The sequence below is a fragment of the Arthrobacter sp. P1_C12_2 genome (genome assembly GCF_056406415.1).
This window is the reverse complement of record NZ_JBFUAF010000010.1, coordinates 116400-135426: the sequence shown is the minus strand read 5'-3', so window position 1 is coordinate 135426 and position 19027 is coordinate 116400. Positions and strand designations below refer to the sequence as shown.

General features: G+C 65.7%; 15 protein-coding genes. 11 read left to right on the top strand and 4 right to left on the bottom strand.

Annotated elements, in window-relative coordinates; translation table 11 throughout:
- Nucleotides 1-32: 32 nt before the first annotated feature.
- Nucleotides 33-716 (bottom strand): DedA family protein, encoded by a 684-nt coding sequence (locus AC1DZQ_RS12725; protein ID WP_476963864.1) that lies wholly within the window; start codon nucleotides 714-716, stop codon nucleotides 33-35.
- A 535-nt stretch (nucleotides 717-1251) separates the two neighbouring features.
- Here AC1DZQ_RS12725 and AC1DZQ_RS12720 point away from each other — a divergent pair.
- From AC1DZQ_RS12720 to AC1DZQ_RS12705, 4 genes are all read left to right on the top strand, one after another.
- A complete protein-coding gene (locus tag AC1DZQ_RS12720; RefSeq protein ID WP_476963863.1) occupies nucleotides 1252-1710 on the top strand; it encodes a DUF6325 family protein in 459 nt (152 codons plus the stop codon).
- Nucleotide 1711: 1 nt separating this feature from the next.
- Nucleotides 1712-1870 carry a hypothetical protein gene (locus tag AC1DZQ_RS12715; RefSeq protein ID WP_476963862.1) on the top strand — a complete coding sequence of 53 codons (159 nt, stop codon included), beginning with the start codon at nucleotides 1712-1714 and terminating at the stop codon, nucleotides 1868-1870.
- Nucleotides 1871-2230: 360 nt separating this feature from the next.
- The gene (locus AC1DZQ_RS12710; protein WP_476963861.1) at nucleotides 2231-3262 is read left to right on the top strand and encodes an NADPH:quinone reductase; all 1032 of its coding nucleotides are present in this window, start codon (nucleotides 2231-2233) and stop codon (nucleotides 3260-3262) included.
- Nucleotides 3263-3356: 94 nt separating this feature from the next.
- Nucleotides 3357-4121 (top strand): type 1 glutamine amidotransferase domain-containing protein, encoded by a 765-nt coding sequence (locus tag AC1DZQ_RS12705; RefSeq protein ID WP_476963860.1) that lies wholly within the window; start codon nucleotides 3357-3359, stop codon nucleotides 4119-4121.
- A 66-nt stretch (nucleotides 4122-4187) separates the two neighbouring features.
- Here AC1DZQ_RS12705 and AC1DZQ_RS12700 read toward each other — a convergent pair whose 3' ends face one another.
- On the bottom strand, nucleotides 4188-4736 hold the full coding sequence (locus tag AC1DZQ_RS12700; protein ID WP_476963859.1) for a TOPRIM nucleotidyl transferase/hydrolase domain-containing protein: 549 nt from the start codon (nucleotides 4734-4736) through the stop codon (nucleotides 4188-4190).
- A gap of 144 nt (nucleotides 4737-4880) precedes the next feature.
- Between AC1DZQ_RS12700 and AC1DZQ_RS12695 the strand changes: the two genes are divergently transcribed.
- On the top strand, nucleotides 4881-5969 hold the full coding sequence (locus tag AC1DZQ_RS12695; RefSeq protein ID WP_476963858.1) for a LacI family DNA-binding transcriptional regulator: 1089 nt from the start codon (nucleotides 4881-4883) through the stop codon (nucleotides 5967-5969).
- 138 nt (nucleotides 5970-6107) lie between these two features.
- Here AC1DZQ_RS12695 and AC1DZQ_RS12690 read toward each other — a convergent pair whose 3' ends face one another.
- Together AC1DZQ_RS12690 and AC1DZQ_RS12685 are read right to left on the bottom strand one after the other, a co-directional pair.
- The gene (locus AC1DZQ_RS12690; RefSeq protein WP_476963857.1) at nucleotides 6108-7523 is read right to left on the bottom strand and encodes a hypothetical protein; all 1416 of its coding nucleotides are present in this window, start codon (nucleotides 7521-7523) and stop codon (nucleotides 6108-6110) included.
- On the bottom strand, nucleotides 7520-9613 hold the full coding sequence (locus AC1DZQ_RS12685) for an alpha-galactosidase (RefSeq protein WP_476963856.1): 2094 nt from the start codon (nucleotides 9611-9613) through the stop codon (nucleotides 7520-7522). The genes AC1DZQ_RS12690 and AC1DZQ_RS12685 overlap by 4 nt, the downstream gene beginning before the upstream one ends.
- Before the next feature lie 146 nt (nucleotides 9614-9759).
- On the opposite strand from AC1DZQ_RS12685, the gene AC1DZQ_RS12680 reads away from it, so the two are divergent.
- The 6 genes from AC1DZQ_RS12680 to AC1DZQ_RS12655 all read left to right on the top strand — a co-directional run bounded on the left by AC1DZQ_RS12680 (nucleotide 9760) and on the right by AC1DZQ_RS12655 (nucleotide 19024).
- Nucleotides 9760-11106 (top strand): ABC transporter substrate-binding protein, encoded by a 1347-nt coding sequence (locus tag AC1DZQ_RS12680; RefSeq protein WP_476963855.1) that lies wholly within the window; start codon nucleotides 9760-9762, stop codon nucleotides 11104-11106.
- A 57-nt stretch (nucleotides 11107-11163) separates the two neighbouring features.
- Nucleotides 11164-12096, top strand: a complete 933-nt coding sequence (locus AC1DZQ_RS12675; protein WP_476963854.1) for a carbohydrate ABC transporter permease — start codon at nucleotides 11164-11166, stop codon at nucleotides 12094-12096.
- A complete protein-coding gene (locus tag AC1DZQ_RS12670) occupies nucleotides 12096-12941 on the top strand; it encodes a carbohydrate ABC transporter permease (protein WP_476963853.1) in 846 nt (281 codons plus the stop codon). Before AC1DZQ_RS12675 ends, AC1DZQ_RS12670 begins: the two co-directional genes overlap by 1 nt.
- A gap of 9 nt (nucleotides 12942-12950) precedes the next feature.
- Entirely contained in the window at nucleotides 12951-14687 is a 1737-nt protein-coding gene (locus tag AC1DZQ_RS12665) for a glycoside hydrolase family 36 protein (protein ID WP_476963852.1), read from the top strand.
- A 108-nt stretch (nucleotides 14688-14795) separates the two neighbouring features.
- Complete coding sequence (locus AC1DZQ_RS12660) at nucleotides 14796-18131, top strand: tetratricopeptide repeat protein (RefSeq protein WP_476963851.1); 3336 nt, start codon at nucleotides 14796-14798, stop codon at nucleotides 18129-18131.
- Nucleotides 18128-19024, top strand: a complete 897-nt coding sequence (locus tag AC1DZQ_RS12655; protein ID WP_476963850.1) for an aldose epimerase family protein — start codon at nucleotides 18128-18130, stop codon at nucleotides 19022-19024. The genes AC1DZQ_RS12660 and AC1DZQ_RS12655 overlap by 4 nt, the downstream gene beginning before the upstream one ends.
- The last annotated feature ends 3 nt before the right edge of the window (nucleotides 19025-19027 follow it).

The following is a 19027-nucleotide window of genomic DNA, read 5'->3' as shown; positions in this document are numbered from 1 at the left end:
TTGATCCCGGGCGGGACACTTAGGCCCCGGCTTCATTCAGCGTCGGGCACGCCGTCCCCTGACGCTTCCGCTGACTTGAGCTTCCGGCGTCTGCGCCGGCGCCATACGATCAGCAGGCCAAGTACGATGACGGGGAGCAGTACCCAGCCGCCGATGTCGAGAGCGTCACCGATGGCATGGGCCAGCGCCCCGGCCAGATAGGCGAGAACGCTGAGGCTCGCAACCCAGGCAATGGACCCTGTGATGGTCCACAGGAGGAACGTGGGCCACGGCATCTTGGCAGCCCCCGCGGCAATGGCGCCCCAGAGCCGGACGACAATGACCCAGCGGCCGAAGAACAAGGCTTTGCCGCCGTGCCGTTCGAAGAAGGACTCCAGTTGGGTGATGCGATTCTGGTCGGCGTGGAAGCGCTGTGCAAGTCGCAGCATCAACGGACGGCCTCCCACCCGCCCAAGTACGTAGCCAATAGTGCTCCCGAGCATGGCGCCCAGGCTGCCGACCGCAATAACGGCAGCAAGGTTCAGATCTCCGTGGCGCGCCGAGGCGTAGGCCCCAAGCAGTACGGCCACGGCGGGAAGCGGTACACCGGCGCACTGGGCCAGCACAATCACGAAGACGCCGAAGTAGTACCCCCAGTCGTCCGCAATCCCTGCTTCCGCGGCGATGAAGCCTGCCCAGCCGAGCGCCACGAAGCGGAGGGCAGCTAATCCGGTCATCGCTCACACCTCACTCCGCTGCTCCGCCGTGGTTCATAATGACGGTCCCCGGGCTGCCCGCGTTTGTTCTGCGGCCGTGACCCCCGCGACGACACCGGGATGGCCCTTGTATACCCTTGTGGCCCGGGCCGCGTCAAGAGCCCGCTGCGGTCACAGCCCACGCCCGGCGACGGCACCGCGTTTCAGGTCCGCGGCCCCAGCCCCGCGGCTCCGGCAGGATCGGTCCCACGGCCCGGAAAACCTCCCCGCCACCACCGCCCCCTACGACCGCCGGCTCCTGCGCGTCTTCTACCTCTCCGGCCTTTAGGCCAAGAAGAGCTGCCCGGCTTCCCGGCCCATCCACGGACGCGGCCCTCAAGGTCTTGAGCCAAGAATGGAGTCACCGCCGAACTGCCGGAACAGGACCGCAAGCCCTACCCGGTGCGTGAGGTCACCCGGCGCGGGTGAGGCGCGGCACCTCCCCGGGGGCACAGAATGAAGCTGTGGCGGTCCGTCGGATCGCCTTGTCCCCAATGAGAATCGGAGGTCAATCAGCATGGCTGAGACATTGGATGAACTAGGGCCGGTGGACTGGCTCGTCGTGGAGTTCCCCGGGCCCGACTTCGGCAAAGGCCAGATTGCCCCGTTCCTGGAGGACCTGGTCAAGCGTGAGCTCGTCAGGGTGCTCGACTTGGTGTTCCTGAGGAAGACCGAGGATGGCACGCTCGAGACGGCGGAGATCTCCGACCTCGACCCGAGCGAGCTCGGCGAGGTCCGCATGGCCGAGGCCGACCTGGCCATGGTGCTCTCGGAGCAGGACGTCATGGACCTGGCCGAGACGATCGAGCCCGGCCACTCCGCCGCGGTGCTCGTCTGGGAGAACCTGTGGGCGGCCCCGTTCGGCACGGCAGTCCGCAAGGCCGGCGGCCAACTCGTGGCCAGCGGCCGGATCCCGACCCAGGCCGTCATCGCCGCCTTCCAAGCTGACGCCGAAGAAATGAAGGAAGGAGCCTGACATGCCACTGGCAGCACGACGCAGGCGCAGGACCGCCGCCGCTGTCGGCGGGGCCGTTGTCGTCGCACACGGGATCAACCGTCGCGGCGACCGGCGGGACGACCGCCGGGACGACCGCCGGGACGACCGCCGGGATGACCGGGGCGACCGCCGCGACTGACACCACAGAGCCGGCTCCCGGCACGCGCAGGTGCGCATGACCCGTCTGGGGTCATGCGCACCCCCATACGACGCCCACTCCCCACCCGGGGGAACCGCCTCAGGACAACAAAAAGCATCGGCAGCTACTATTCGGCCCGCCACGACACAGTCGCAGGAGCCGGGAATGACGACCGGGTCAGCGGGTGCGCATGTACTCCGCACCGGGATCAGGCACGATCCACTCGGTCACAATCGAGGTGTCGGGCGAGCTGATCCGCGACAACGACGCCGATATCGCCCGACTGTTGGCGCAGCAGTAAGGCGGAAAGAACCAGCCACCCGGCGGGAATTTTCGGTCGGGGCCGGCGTTAGTCTGAGTATGAAAGCAATCGTGTACCGTGCCACCGGCGATCCGTCTGTTCTCGAGCTCGTCGACCGCGAGATCCGCGACCCGGGGCGCGGGGAGGCGCGCGTGCGGATCATGGTCTCCGCGGTGAACCCCACCGACTGGAAGTCGCGCCGCGGCGCCAAACCGGGCGAGCCCTTGCCCTTCGCGGAGGTCGTGCCGAACCAAGACGGCGCCGGAGTGGTGGACGCCGTCGGACCCGGCGTCGAGCATCTCCACGTCGGTGACAGGGTCTGGCTGGCATTGGCCGCCTACCAGCGCGCCGACGGCGGGACAGCGCAGGAGTTCGCCGTCCTGCCGGCCGAGCGGGTCTTTCCGCTGCCGGAGAACGCCGGGTTCGACCTCGGCGCAAGCCTGGGCGTTCCCGCGATCACCGCCCACCGGGCCCTGACCATCGCCGAGGACGGCCCGCGGCGGCTGCACCCGGGAGCCTTGGGCGGCAAAGTAGTTCTCGTCGCTGGAGGGGCCGGCGCCGTGGGCCATGCGGCGATCCAGCTCGCCAAGTGGGCCGGCGCCGTTGTGATCACGACCGTGAGCGGACCGGCGAAGGCTGCGCTGGTCAGGGCCGCCGGCGCCGATCACGTCATCAATTACCGGGAAACCCGCGCGGCCGCGGAGATCCGCCGGATCGCTCCCAACGGCGTCGACCAGATCGTGGAGGTGGCACCCGCGCAGAACGCGGAACTCGACCTGGCAGTGATCCGCAACCGCGGCTCCGTCGCCGTCTACGCCAACAACGGCGGCGATCAGTTGAGCCTGGACGTGCGCAGGCATTTCAGCCTCAACGTCCGCTACCAGTTCGTGCTGCTCTACACCGTTGGCATGGCGGCGGTGCAAGCCGCCGCCGAGGACATCAATGCGGCCATCGCCGACGGCGCCCTTCCGGTGGGAGAGGCCGCAGGCCTGCCGCTGCATCGCTTTGACTTGGCTGACACGGCTGCGGCCCACGCGGCGGTGGAAGAGGGCATCGTCGGCAAGGTGCTGATCGATGTGTCAGCGGTCTAGCCCCAATCCAGCACCAGAACCAGGGTCCAGAAAACAGTAACGGGGGCCCTAATTGGGCTGGGCGTAGGGTGGAAGTTAGACGAAAGGACACTTCATGAAGAAAATCCTCATGGTATTGACCAGCGTTTCCGAGATCGGCGATACCGGAGAGAAGACCGGCTACAACGTGGCCGAGGCTGCACATCCCTGGAAGGTCTTCAAGGATTCCGGGCATTTCGTCGACTTCGCGTCCATCCAGGGCGGCCAGCCCCCGCGCGACGAGGTGGACTCAGAAGATCCCATCCAGGTCGCCTTCACGGAGGACGAGACCACGCGCGCCGGTCTTTACAACACTGCCCGCGTCGACGTCGTTGATCCCGACCAGTACGACGCCGTCTACCTTGTGGGCGGCCACGGCACCATGTGGGACTTCCCGGACAGCGAAGGCTTGCAGAATCTGGTGGCCAGCGTCTACAACGCCGGCGGCTTGGTCGGCGCGGTCTGCCACGGACCGGCCGGCCTGCTGAACGTGGAATTGGAGAACGGGCTTCGCCTCGTCGAGGGCCGGAAGGTGGCAGCCTTCACCAACGACGAGGAGGTTGCCGCGGGGAAGGACAAGGTCATCCCGTTCTTCTTGGCAGACCGACTGGAGGAACAGGGCGCCACCCACGTCTCCGCTGGCGTCTTTGAGGAGAAAGTCGTGGTTGACGACCGGCTGGTGACCGGCCAGAACCCGGCCTCGGCCGCCGGCGTGGCCAAGGAGATGGAGAAGCTCTTCGCAGAGGTCATCCACCAGGAAAAAGCCGAGGAACAGCACGACGCGCAGGCTCTGCGCGCCGAGAAAAGCGCCAGGAAGGCTGCCGCAGAAGCGGAGCACTAACGCAGCGACGCGGCATGGCGTGGTTGGACGCTATGAAGGCATTCGACCACTTTTTGGACATCAGGATCAGAGAGAGAATGATGCAACTAGGCGGGCGAGCGGCGGAGGCGCATGTCCGGGCGGCAATGCGTCGACTAGCAGTGGCGCGTATCGGACCTTGTTACCGCTGCGTCCTCCGAAGAACCGGCGCAACTGGGCCGCTATGGGCCGCTCTCGCAGTGACGGCTGGCGTTGGAGGAGCCGGAACGACGCGAGCTCGCCTTGAGCTGCGATGACTTTGAGCACGGCATCGATCCCAAGGCAGCGGATGAGTTCGTCCTCGAGATCGGCGTGACAGACGTGGAACCCAAGCTCGGCCAGCGAACCGGACCCGATACCTGCCCGGCCGAGCGCGCGGGCGATGCCACGAGATTCCCCTGCATCACACAGGCCGAACAACCGGTGGCCTGCGCCATTCGGGCCGTAGCGGTCGAGGAAGTGGACGATGCTCGTCGCGCCTCCCATTGGTACGACCGACACCCGCAAAGCTGTCAGGTCATGGCCAAGGCGAAGGGCCAGCGTCTCGACCGCCAGCCGGTCACTCTCGCCCTCGACCAACACCGTCGTCGCCTGCATAGAACCAGTATGGCCGGTTCGCCCCGGGTTCTGGCTGGCTCGTGACGCAGGCTCCTTGCCCGGCGCGTTCGATATCCGTCATCGGGGGAGTGGCTTTGCCATAGGCTGATTGCTTGGACCTGGAATCCGCAATAATGGAGTGTTATGACCGACGCAAGAGTTTTCGAACTACCAGAGAGCGGCCTGCAGCACGCCGGAAAGAAGACCCGGTCGCCCGCGGGCTCGGCCAAGCTCTCTGAGGTGGCCGCTCTCGCGGGTGTCAGCGAGGCCACGGTCAGCCGCGTGCTCAACCGCAAGTACGGTGTCTCGCAACGAACGCGTGAGCAGGTCGAGGACGCCTTGCGCCAGATCGGCTACGAACGCACGCTCAAGGGCGAGATAGTCCTCGTTCTTGTGCCAGGTTTGAAGACCCCGTTCTTCGGCGAGATGTGCAACGCCATAGAGAGCGAATTGAGCCCGCACGGCTTGCGTGCCGTGATCGGCCCGGTCCTGCCCGGCTCCGTCTACGAACGGGACTACGTCGAAGCATTCGTCGACACCGGCATCGTTGCCGCCATCTTCCTGTCCTCGAGCAACACCCTGACCAATGCGGACGATTCGGCGCGCGCGCTGTTGGAATCCCGGGGCGTGCCCTACGTCTGTGTGAACGGCGGCTTCGCGGCAGGCGATTCCCCGGTGGTCTCCACGGACGACTGGCGCGCGGCCGAGCTTGCCGTGGAGCACCTGTACGGCCTTGGCCACCGTCGAATCGGCATGAGTGCCGGCCCCGTCGGCAACATCCCCGCCGACCGGAGGGTGGAAGGCTTTCTCAATGCGATGGATGCCCGTAACATCGACGGCGCGGAGGACTTCGTGCTGCGGCACCACTTCAGCGTGGACGGTGGCAGGCACGCCGCTGATGCGCTCCTCGACCTGGGCGCGACCGCGATCGTGGCGTCGAGCGATGAGATGGCCCTTGGCGCCATTCGGGCCGTCACCCGGCGCGGGCTTCGCGTTCCCGAGGACGTTTCCGTCATCGGCTACAACGACTCCTACATCCTCGAGTTCACCGCCCCGCCGTTGACAAGCGTCAGCCAGCCAGTGGAACACCTCGCCCAGGCCGTCGCCCGCACTGTCGTCACCATGGTCCAGAACCGCGCCGTGCCCACCGACGAGGTCTTCATGGAGCCCGCACTGCATGTGCGGCTGTCCACCGCCCCGGTGCGCCCCGAAGCCCCGGTGCGCCCCGAATAGGGCTGGCACGGCGCACGGCGTTGCCCGACGCGCAGACCTCTTTGCCAGGGCTGGCTCCCGCTGGTTGAGCGTGCCAGGGATGGACACGCACAACCAGCGGCAGTGGCCCGGCCAGTAGTTGACGGGGCATCCCGTCGCTCAGGGCAGCGTCAGCCAGCGGCGTTCGCCGGGGTCGAGCGTCAGCGTGGGAGCGGCGGTGCCGGGTTCGTCGAGGTGCGGGTCGTGGAAGTCGGTCCTCGTCCCTGCGAAGATCCGCCAGCCGAGCGGATGTTCGGTGCCGTTCCTCAGCCACAGCGTGCCGTCGGAAGCGCCGACGTCGATGGTGCCTTCGCCGAACGGGATGTCGAAGGCTTCGAGTCGCGAGACGCCAGTCGGCAGGATTGTGCGGGTCGTGACCGAGCGGCTGGCTGCGCTTGGCTGCACGCCGAGCAGGCCGCCCACGATCTGGGAGAGGAGGGTAAACGACACCTCTGGGTAGGAGCCGTTCACCCCCTGTTGCGGCACGTCATGCGGGTTGTTGCGGCGGGCGTAGATGTGCCGGATCCAGCGCCAAGCGGTGTTCGCATCGCCGTGCCGCAGGTAGAGATCGGGCACGTAGGTCAATGCTTCGATGTTCGCCGGCGCGCCGACGGGGTCGGAGCAGAGCCTATCGATGTCCTCCAGCAGCGGAACAGATCGTGGGTCGCCGGCGAAGAGTCCCTTAAGTGGCATGAAAAAGGTTGTCTCTCTGCCCCACTCTGTGACAGGCTCGCCATCGATCGTCCAACCGTTCACGACGGCGTCATCGTTGCCGCTGTGGCTCCACGTGTCGCGGAAATACGAGGCCAGGACCTGCCCCGTGTGCTCGAATTGCGCAGCGGCCTCGGGCTCGCCGCAGGCCCGCTCCAGCGCGGCAGCGTGCAGCGTGGCGGCATATTGTGCGCCGACAGCGTCCCCGGCCTCACGAAAACGCGCGGTGGGGTGTTCGTTGTAGCTGGCGGCCCCCTGGAAGATGCCCAGGCCGCTGCCCTCTGCCACACCGTTGGGGCGATGTGTGTCGTGTGCAGCAACGAAACTGCCCAGCGTATTGCGCCAGAAGTCCCGGTGCTCGAGCAGTAGGGCGTCGCCCGTCCACCGATACAACACGTGAACCAGCTCGACCATTTCGAAGATGGCGGGAACCTCGCGCACAAACTCATGCGGTGTGCGATAGTCAATGGCGAGCGGCGTTTCGCCGTCGAAATTGAGTGCCCACACCGGCCAGCCGCCGTGCTCGGCGGTGGCCGTTTCGAGCAGGGCGTTGAGCATGCCCGCGTTGTGGTGCTGCCAGCCGAGCAGTTGGGCCCCCACCGCCTGGTGGGCGAAGTCGCGCAGGTAGTAGCCGCTGCGGTGGGCGTAGCCCGCCCGGTAGCTTGCGCGATATGGTGCCTGCCGGTAGGGCCCGGGGTTTACCTCAGAGACGTCGAGCGGGCCCAGAATGCCGTCGGCGAACACCGACTCGGCGGCGGTGCGCTTCGCCCACTCAAATATTTCCTCCAGTTCACCGCTGTCGGATTCGACGCGGACCGTGCTCATGCCTCTCGCACTTCGATGAGTGCCGCTTCCTGCGGGCGCAAGGTGGGCATGGGCAGGCCGATCTTTGTCAGGTTTGAGCCCCGACACACGAATTCCTCGTCCCACCAGGCCGGTTGCGGGCGTGTGGAGATCGAGTCCACCGCGCCTGCAATGCGTACGCGCGAGACACGATAGTGGCGATCGGGGTCGAGGCCGGCCAGGCGCAGGGGCGGCCCGGGGATGTGCGGCGGGGAGTCGATCGCCGCGAGGGTGACAATGGCGTGGCGCGCATCGCCTGAGACCACGCTCTGCGCGATGTGAGCGTCCTCGGTCTCCAATCGGTGGAGTGTGCCGCGTTCGACCAGGGGAGCGAGCCGTTTGACCTCCCGGATCCACGCGGTGAGTTCCTCCAGGTCTGCCTCGGACGCTTCGCGCAGATCCCACTCGATGCCGAAGCTGCCAAGCAGTGCGGTGATCGCCCGGAAGCCAAGCGAGCTGTGCCGGCCCGTGACGTGTGCGCGCGCGGCCCCGACGTGCGATCCGAGCAGTTCAGGCGGCATCAGCAGGCTGGTCCATCGCTGGATGCGCTGCCGTTCGAGGGGATCGTTGGAATCAGAGGTCCAAAAGCGATCCACGTGCTCGACGATGCCGAGGTCTATGCGCCCCCCGCCCGCCGAGCATGACTCAATTTCCAGCCAGGGGCATGCAGCCCGGATCTCGTCGATCAGCCGGTACGTCGCGAGCGTCTGCCGGTGCACGCCGGCGACGCCGGTGGTGCGGTCGACGGGCTCCAGCAGATCGCGGTTGTGGTCCCACTTGATGTAGTCGATGCGGTGTTCGGTGACAAGTTCGACGATCCGGTCCCGCAGGTAGGCGAAGGCATCGGGGTGGGCGGTGTTGACCACCAGTTGCTGACGGGCCAACGGGGCATCGCGGTGCAGCGGTGCCAGAATCCAGTCGGGGTGTGCGCGGGCCAGTTCCGAGTCGGGGTTGACCATCTCGGGTTCGAACCAGATGCCGAACTGCATCCCGAGGGAGCGAACGTGATCGACCAGCGGGGCGAGTCCGTTGGGCCAGATGCCCGGATCCACCAACCAGTCGCCTAGGCCAGCGCGGTCGTGGCGGCGGCCGAGGAACCAGCCATCGTCGAGGACGAAGCGTTCGACCCCGACGCGATGCGCGAGATCGGCGAGTTCAACGAGCGGGGGCAGCGAATGGTCAAAGTAGACGGCCTCCCACGTGTTGAGAGTGATCGGGCGGCCAACAGGCGGATGCTCGGGCCGGGCCCGCAGCATGGTATGAATCCGGCCAGAGGCCTCGTCGAGCCCTTCACCATAGCTGGCGTAGAGCCACGGGCTTTCATATTCCCCGCCCGGCTGCAGCACGAGTTCACCGGTGTGCAGCAACTCGCCGGCGCCGAGGAAACTGCGTCCGCCATTCGTCCGCTCCGCCCACATGCGCTGGTTTCCCGACCAGCCGCTGTGGACGGCCCACACTTCGCCGCGCGCAAAGTCGAACCCGGGGGTGCCGGCGAACAGCAGGGTGGCGGCATCCGGCCCGGTGCGCCCGCGGCGGTTCTCCCGGAGGTGTGTGCCGTCAACGAGGGTGCGCCGCTGCGGACGCCTCTCGCCATTGTGGCGGCCGGCAAGGTCGAGCAACTCCGTGGCCCGGCCCGGGATGGGCAGCGCGAGATCGAGGCCCTCCAGTCGGTACTCGTTCGCGCCGTCGTTGCGTAGTGTGGCTCGGGTGCGCAGCAGCCCGCTGGGCAGCAGCTCGATCTCGAGCGTCACACGGACAAGGCCCGAAGCATCGAGGCCACGGGCGATGAGCCGCTGCGGCACTCCGGGAGTCACCTCGGGCGTGTAGTCGTAGCTGACATCGCAAACATCGGAGAAGGAGCCCTGCCCATCGCGGTGTCCCGCGATGCCGGGGAAGCCCAGCCATCCCTGCTTGGCCTCCGGCAATATGCCGATCGGCCGCGGAACATCGGGTTCGCTCGTGGCGCGCTGTGGTCTGATGTCATCCACGATGCGTTGTTCGGTTGCATCGTCCAGCTGCCCCAGGGCCGTGCCCCAATAGGCTACGACGGGCAGCGAATCGGATTCAGCCACGAGGACGACGCTTACTCCGGCGCATGTCAGGTGTACAAGCGAGGGCTTCATTTCACTCCTTTGTAATTTTGCAGAAAATGTCTGCATATATACTTTTACCATGCTACTGTCGTGTGATCAGCCTCCCTCCGAAAGGTTTTCGAACAATGAAGTTCTCCACGCCCATGCCGGGACGTCGTACCGTACTGACGTCCCTTGCCGCAGCCACAGTTGTTGCACTCGTCGGATGCTCGGCCCCGACCGGACAGCCTGCTGCCAAGGGAGAAATCTCCGGCAAAATCACCGTTTGGACCTGGAATGCGCCCGGCGACGGCCTCAAGGCTGCCATCCCGGCTTTCCAGAAGCTTCACCCCGGTGTTGAGGTCGATGTCCAGGACGTCGGCAACCCCGCGATCTGGGAAAAGATCACCACCGGCATGGCGGCCGGCGGCAGCGGTCTCGCCGACGTACTCAACATCGGCATCGATTACATGGGCAACTACTCGGAGAAGTTCCCGAAGCAGCTTGTCGATCTGCGCGACCTGGGTGCCGACAAGCTCGCCACCCAATTCCCCGCAGGTTCGTGGAAGAGCGGCTCCGGTCCCAACGGCCAGGTTTTCGGCGTCCCGTATGAGGTCAATGCCGCGGGCTTCTTCTTCCGCCGGGACCTCTTCACCGAGGCCGGTCTCGACTACACCAGAATCAAGACCTGGGACGAGCTGCTCGCAGCGGGCGTGACCCTCAAAGAGAAGACCGGCGCATCGCTGTTCAGCATGGACAAGCCGGGTACCGTCGGTGACTCCGCTGGCCTCTTTGAACTGCTGATGGGCCTGCAGGGATCGTTCTACTTCAACGCCAATGGTGAGATCACCATGAACGGCACGGAGGCTGTGCGCGCACTTGAGATCATCAAGAAGGCCAACGACCTCGGTCTCGTCGCGGATGTGCCGGGCAGCTGGGACAACCTGTTGGTCACCCTCCGCGGTGAGCGCAAGGTTGCCACCACCTCCTCGGGTGGATGGTTGAGCGGCGTAATCGAGGATGAGGCCCCCGGTATGGCAGGCAAATGGGGCGTCAGCCTTCCGCCGGCGGTCACGCCCGGAGGCTTGACCGGTGCCGTCAACGGTGGCACCTACCTCTCAGTGCCGAGCTCGAGCAAGAACCAGCAGACAGCATGGGCGTTCATCGACTTCGCTCTCGGAACGGTCGAAGGCCAGAAGCTCGTCTACGACGGCGGCGGCATGTTCCCCGGCTTCAAGCCGATGCTTGAGTCGGAAGGCTTCGTCGCACCCAACAAGTACTTCGGCGGGCAGAAGGTGAACCAAATCTTCATCGACGAGCTTCACCAGGACACTCCCGCGGTGAACTACACGAGCGACTACGCGCGGGCGCTGAAGGCCTACGTCGACGCGCAGACGCGCGTCGTCCTCAACGGAGCCGACCCGAAGACGGCGCTGGATGAGGCCGCGAAGCAGGTCGCGCAGCAGACCGGCCGCAAGCTGGCCACCAACTAGCAGTCGAACCAGGGTGCGCCGGCCACCGGGCGGCGCACCCATGAAAAGGCCCTCACCATGAATACACTTCTTCAAACATCGACGCCGAAAACGGCCGAGAAGCCTCCGACGCCGCGGCGCCGACGGTCTTCTGTCGGGTACCCCAGGATCACCCCGTATCTGTTCCTGCTGCCCATGATCGTGCTGTTTGTCGGGTTCAAGCTCTACCCCTACATCTCTGCATTCTGGCTGAGTCTGACAAAGAACGTCGGTGGCGAGGTCGAGTTCGCCGGCTTGGCCAACTACGAGCGGCTTATCCAGGACCCGCTGTTCTATACGGCACTGGGCAATACGGGGATCATTCTTCTCGTGCAGGTGCCGATCATGCTCGTGCTCGCGATCGTGCTGGCCGTTGCCTTCAACTCAATGCTCTTGAAGATGCGGTCTTTCTGGCGCACCGCCTACTTCGTGCCCATCGTGATGGGTCTTGTCGCCTACGGAATCCTGTTCCGGGCACTGTTCAACACGAACGAGGGGTTCGTCAATTACCTCATCAGTTTCATCGGCATGTCTCCGATCCCGTGGCTCGGCGATCCGATGTGGGCGAAGATCTCGATCGTCATTGCGATGACCTGGCACTACACAGGCCAGAATGCCATCATCTACCTCGCCCAGATGCAGTCGATCGGTGGCGAACTCTACGAGGCAGCGCACGTGGACGGGGCCAACGCGTACCAACGGTTCTGGCACGTGACATTGCCAGGTCTTCGCCCGGCAATCGTGCTCACCGTCATCCTGTCGACGATCGGCACCCTGCAACTCTTCGACGAGCCCTATGTGCTCACCAACGGTGGCCCGGACAATGCAACGCTCACCGTCGGCATGTACCTCTACCAGAACGGGTTCAAATTCTTTGACTTCGGCTATGCCTCCGCAATCGGCTACGCCCTGACCCTCATCATCGGCGTGATCTCGCTGATCCAGCTGCGCTTGTTCAAGGAGAAGTCCTAATGACACACACCAACATTGTGGTGCTGAAGAGTCGCGGACGCTCACTTGTGCTGACTACCGCCATTGCGGCCGGTGCGGTGTTCATGGTCCTGCCGTTCTACTGGCTTCTGATCGCCACCACCTACGGCGCGCAGGACATCTTCGCCACGCCACCGAACTTCCTGCCCGGACCGGCCTTTGTCGACAACTTTGTCGGACTCTTCCGAGACACCATGTTTGGCCGTTCCATGCTCAACTCGGTGCTCGTGTCGACCACCTACACGGCGCTGGGGCTCATTGTCTGCACGGCCGCGGGCTACGCCTTCGCAAAATTCAAGTTCCGTGGCCAGGGGCTCATGTTCGGTGCATTGCTGGTGACGCTGGCATTGCCCTCACAGGTGACGCTGGTCCCACTGTTCCAGATCATGGTCTCGCTCGGCTGGCTCGACAGCTACCAGGCACTCGTCCTGCCGAATCTCGCGCTGCCGTTTGGCATCTTCCTGATGCGGCAGACGATGTCTGCCATACCCGATGAGATGATCCAGGCCGCGCGCATTGACGGTGCCAACGAGTTCCGTGTGTTTAGCCAGATCGTTCTTCCGACGATCCGCCCGGCGCTTTCAGCCTTGGCGATCTTCCTCTTCCTGGCCCAGTGGAACGACTTCGTCTACCCGCTCGTCGTTCTGCGCTCACCCGAGTCCTACACCGTGCCAGTCGCCTTGGCCTCGCTGCAAGGCATCGGCACCACCGACTACGGCCAGCTCCTGATGGGCACCATGCTCTCGATGCTGCCGGTTCTCGTCCTCTTCCTCTTTCTCCAACGTCAATTCGTCGCAGGCATTCTGGCCGGCGCCGTGAAGCAATAAGGAACCACCGTGCTACTTGAAGACCACCAGCTCCAGTCCGTGAACTGGGCGGAGCTTTCGCGAGGCATCAAATTCGGAGTGGGCGGGGGATGCCTCGTCGAGGGCGTCGAACGCCGCGGCCTCGTCGACATCGTCACCGTGAGCATCGCCCCCGGGGGACAGATTGTTCTCGAAGCTCCGCTCGGCAACGCCACCGCCTACTGGCACCCAGGGTTCGACCCCGGGGATTGCCTGCCCGCAGACTGGAAGGGGCGCGAGGGGTTCAGTGCCGTGCGTTCGGCTCCGATCGGTGTGCTGTGCGACGCGAACGGCCAGAGCGCCTTCGCCTTCGCCTTCGACTGCCTCACCCAGGAAGGTGAGCTTGAATTCGGCGCCTCAGAGGAAGCGAAGACCTTCGTCGTGCGGTTGGGCATCGCCCAGGGCTTGGCCGAGGCACGTTCCATCCTGCGGCTCGCCGTCGTGGCACCGGAAACCGGCTACGAGCGGGCGATCCGCGAACTGTCACTGATTCTGCACGACGGCATTGCCGGCAGGCCGACATCCGTGATCGCCCGCGAACCGGTCTACTCCACCTGGTACGCCTACTCGCAGCAAATCTCCCATGAGGTCATTATGCGCAACGCTGAAGCCGCGCGGGGGATCGGTTGCAAGTCAGTTTTCATCGATGACGGGTGGCAGAAGTTCGGTGATGGCCGGTGGTATGCCGGCTGTGGTGACTGGATGCCGGACACGGCGAAGTTCCCCGATCTTCGCGGCACAGTGGCAGACCTGAGCAAAGCCGGTGTCGAAACGGTGATGTGGGTTGCACCGTTCCTCCTCGGTGAACTGAGCGCGGCGTACCCCGCTCTCGCCCCGTTCGCAAGCCACTACTCCGAGACGCTGCGGACCTGGGTGCTTGACCCGCGCCACCGCGAGGTACGAGAGCACTTGGTCGCGGTCTGCACGCGACTGATGGCCGACTACGCTCTGGACGGGCTCAAGATCGACTTCCTCAACAACGTGATGTCCTACGCGAGGACCCCATCGACCGGTGACGTTGCCGACGTCGGTGACGCCATGGCGCTGGTGCTGGGCGAGATCTCGGCGGCCATCGAAGCCGTGCGCCCCGGGGCGCTCATTGAGTTCAGGCAGCCGTACATCTCCCCGGCCGTCGCGCCTTTTGCCGACGTCATCCGGGCGAATGATTGCCCGGCGGATGCCGACCAGAATCGTCGTTCGACAATCAACCTCCGGTTGCTCGCAATCGACCAGATCGTGCACTCCGACCCCGTGATGTGGGATCCAACGGCTCCCGTCGAGACCGTGTCGCGGCAGCTGCTCAACATCTTCTTCTCGGTACCGCAGATCTCGATGCCGCTGGACACGCTCCCCGAGGCTCATCGCGTGCGGGCCACCGAGCTGCTGGCAGAATGGCGTTCCCTGCGCGAGGTGCTGCTCAACGGCGTGCTAAGTGTCGCACTGCCGAACGAGGGCTACCCGGTTGTGTCTTCTCGCCTCGGCTCGACACTCATCGTGGCCGCCTACCAGCCGCGCCAGCTCGAACTTGACCTCGAGGGGGTCAGCGAACTCGTCATTCTGAACTCGACGGCGTCGCTCGCCCTGCCGTACTCAGCGGTCGGCGCAGCACCCCGAGGCGGCTCGCGGCTCGTCGCGGGCGACACCACCGCCGGCCGCATCGCGCTCAGTGGGCGCGGATTCATTGACGTGGCCGCGTGGGGCATCACGCGAATCACGCTCGATATCTAGCAGTATCCCTCCGATGCGGGCGCCAATGGGCGCCCGCATCGGCAGGAGCCCGCGAGTAACCGGCCAACAACCTTTCGACGAATTCGGACTGCTTCTTAGGATTTCACTATGACAACCCACGCTTCCGGTGCATCGCTCATTGAATTGCCGCCCGTTCCGTCCGGGCTGCGCGGCCACGCCGTCGCCTGCTGGGCTGAGCCGCTCGTGATCGACACGTACATGCCGCTGGCTCCGGACAGCAAACCGGCATTCTTTGAGCAGCGCGTTTACCAGGGCTCCACCGGCGCCGTCTTTCCCCTGCCGTTCCACGAGCGCGTCAGTCAGGAGAAGGAGCCTCACGCCTGGACAGCACTGCACCTCGAGAACGAGTGGCTGCGCGTCGTGGTCCTGCCAGAGCTGGGCGGACGCATCCACATAGGCTACGACAAGGTTGCCGGCTACGACTTTTTCTACCGGAACAATGTCATCAAGCCTGCCCTTGTGGGCCTGGCCGGTCCGTGGATCTCCGGTGGCGTGGAGTTCAACTGGCCGCAGCACCACCGCCCGGCGACGTTCCTGCCGACCGATTTCGAGATCGAGCACGAGGACGACGGTTCGGTGACGGTGTGGTGCTCCGACCACGACCCGTTCACCCGGATGAAGGGCATGCACGGGATCCGCCTGCGCCCGGACAGTGCCGCCATCGAGGCACGGGTACGTCTATACAACCGCACCGAGGAGACGCAGACCTTCCTGTGGTGGGCGAACGTTGCGGCCGCCGTTGATGACCAATACCAGGCATTCTTCCCCACGGATGTCGACCAGGTCGCCGACCACGCGAAGCGGGCAACCACCAGCTACCCGGCCGTCACCGGCAGCTACTACGGCGTCGAATACCCCGCGCAGCGCACCGATGAGGTGCCCGACGGCGACCGTCTCGACTGGTACCGCAACATCACGGTGCCCACCTCCTACATGGTCGCGAAGACCGAGGACGACTTCTTCGGCGGCTACGACCACGGCCGCGGTGCCGGTTTCGTGCACTGGGCGGACAAGCATTACGCACCGGGCAAGAAACTCTGGACGTGGGGCGACGCCCCCTTCGGCCATGCTTGGGACGCGGCCCTGACCGATGGCGACGGCCCCTACATCGAGCTCATGGCCGGCGTCTTCACCGACAACCAACCCGATTTTTCCTTCCTCGCCCCGGGCGAGACGAAGACGTTTAGCCAGTTCTGGTACCCGATCCACCAGATCGGACCGGTGCACCAGGCCACGACCCAGCTTGCCGTGCGCCTCGACGTCGAACCCCGCGTTGCCGGCACTGAGGTCGTTCTCGGGGTGGCAGCTGCCGAGCTGTTGCCCGGCAGCACCGTGGAACTGCGCACCGCAGGCGGCGGGCTGCTCCATGGCGAAGCGGTGAACCTGGTTCCGGGCGCCCCGCTCGTGCGCACGCTCGCCGTCGGGCAGCGCCTCGCGGCGACCGGGATCGTGCTGACAGTGCGCCAGGGGGAGAATGAACTGATTCGCTGGCAGCCGCGGGCGCACACAAGCTCCCATGGTGAGGTTGCCGATGCCGCGACCGAACCGCCCGCACCGGAGGAGGTGGGCTCGGTCGATGAGTTGTTCTTCATCGGCCAGTACCTGCGCCAATACCGCCATGCCACGCGGCTGCCCGAGCCCTACTGGTTGGAGGCTCTGCGCCGCGACTCCGGGGATGTGCGCTCCAACATCGCGCTGGCTGAACGTGCCACATGGGCAGGCAACCTTGCGCAGGCCGAGGATCTGCTGCGCACCGCGATCGCCCGCATCGCCGGCCGTGTGTCGAACCCTGCGGACGGGGAGGCGCACTATCGCTTGGGCATTGTGCTCACCCGGGCCGGGCGCGACGGCGAGGCCGAGCGCCCCCTCGCGAAAGCGTGCTGGAACTCGGCTTGGCGAGTCCCGGCAGGCTTCGCGCTAGCCAAGTTGAAGGCCCGTGCCGGCCGGTACGATGATGCCGCCACTGAACTGCGGCAAGTATTGGCACTCGACTCGGCGCATCTGCAAGCTGCGGATCTGCTGGCCCGCGTGCTGCGTGCGCTAGGCAGCGCAGGGGAGGCTGAAGCACGTCTCAAAGCGACGCTCCAGCTGGACCCGCTCGACCAGTGGGCACGTGATCTGGAAGGTTTGCCGCTAACCGCCGACGCTCCCACTCTCCTGGATGTGGCCGTTGAGTATTCCAGCGCCGGATTCACCGACGACGCCCTGCGCGTGCTCGACCTCGCCGCAGTCGCGGCCAAGGAGAACGCGCTCGGCCAGGTCCAGGTGGCACCACTGGTGCACTACCACCGCGCGGCGCTGCTGGAAGCGGCCGGGCGGTCGGAGGAAGCCCGCGCAGCGCGGACCCTGGCACAGTACGTGGACCGCTTCCTCTGCCAGCCCTCCCGGACAGCGGACATCGCAGTGCTGCAGGACGCGCTGGTCCATGATGATAGCGATTCCCTCGCAGCCATGCTGCTCGGCAACTGGCACTACGACAAGCGCCGCTACCCCGAGGCGATGGAGCTGTGGCAGAGGGCGTCTACGCGCTTGCTCGCAGCGGAGGCCGAAGCACTCAGCGCCCAGGAGCGCGACTCGCTGGTGGTTCTGTTCCGCAACCTCGGCATCGCCGCCTACAACGTGCACAGTGACGGCGGCAGCGCACTCGAGGCCTATGAGCGCGCCCGGCTCCTGGCCCCGGATGACGCCAAGCTCCTGGTCGAGTACGACCAGCTCGCTGCCCGCCTCGGTGCCTCTGGGCAGTCGCGACTGGAGCGCTTCGAAGAGTTCGGTGCGCTTGTGGAATCGCGTGACGATCTCAGCGTTGTCTACTCCGGACTGCTGACGGACGCCGGCCGCGCCGCCGACGCGCGCCGCTGGCTGGTTTCGCGCGTCTTCCAACCCTGGGAAGGCGGGGAAGGCCAGGCCCTAGGTGCCTGGGACGCCGCCAACATTGCGCTGGCCGAGAAGGCCCTGTTCGCTGGGGACGCAGCTGCGGCACTCGGCTGCTTGGATTCCGCAGTCGACAGCCCGGCCTCACTCGGTGAGGCGCGGCATCCGTTGGCTAACGCGGCCAGGCTGCAGCTACTGCGCGGGGATGCCCTCGCCGCCTTGGGGCGGGTCGACGAGGCCACGACGGCGTGGGAGCACTCCGCCTCGTTCCAGGGCGACTTCCAGGCGATGAACGTGCAGAGCTACAGCGAGCAAAGCTGCTACTCGGCCATGGCCCTCCGGAAGCTCGGCCGCACCAAAGAGTCTGAACAGCTCATAGACGGTATCGCCGGCTACCTCCACGAACTCGCGGCAACCCCGGCAACGATTGACTACTTCGCCACTTCGCTGCCCACCATGCTGCTTTTCACCGAGGACCCGCAGATCGGGCGCGACCGGCTGATCGCACAGCTGCGCGGACAGCTTGACGTACTGCGCGGCTTGACTGCATGAGCAATCTTGTGAGCGGCCCCGGTCTTCTCTGCGAGGTGCACGTGGACCGTGGAGCCCGCATCGTGAGCCTGCGCGGCGACGACGGCTACGAGTGGCTGGCACCAAGCCAAAGAACGGCTTCGCCGGGCCGCGGCCAAAGTTTTGTGCGGGAGGGCATGGGCGGCTGGGACGAGATCGCGCCGACCGTGCAGACGGATGTGGGCATCACCGATACCGCCGGCAACGCGCTCGCCGACCTTCCCGACCACGGCGACATATGGAATGTTCCGTGGAAGCTGGACTCTGCGTCGCCGACTGTGCTGGCGACGTCTGTGCAGTTGTTGAGCATGCGGATCCTGTTGGAGCGCACCATCGCCGCCAGTGCCACCGGGCTGAGCATCAGTTACCGGGCCAGCACCACGGCCTCGGGGCAGTTGCCCTTGATGTGGTGCGCGCATCCGCAGTTCGCAGCCGGAGGTGGTGCCACTGTTGCCTTGGAATCGGCCAGTGCGCCAATCACTCCGCAGCTGATCGAGATGCATCCGCTGGCGGGGCGCCGGCTCCCGTTCCCCGACGGACCCCTCCATCATGATTTGGCGCCGGCATCGTCGGTGAAGGCCTTCGTTGCCCCTGCAGTCCGCGCTGACGCCGCGGTGCTGCACGTCGGCCCGCGCCGGGCCCTGCGGCTTGCCTGGGACGCGGAGCAATTGCCTTACCTCGGACTGTTCTGGGACAACGGCGAGTTTGCCACCGAGCCAGTGCTCGCAATCGAGCCCTCCACAGCCTGGGGCGAACGGCTCTCCGCGGCCGTGGCACTGCTGCGGGTGCCGACGGTCTCCCGCGGCCGGCCGCTTGAATGGACGCTCCACCTATCAGTGGAATCTGGGGGCACACACCAGGAATACCCTGTGTGACAT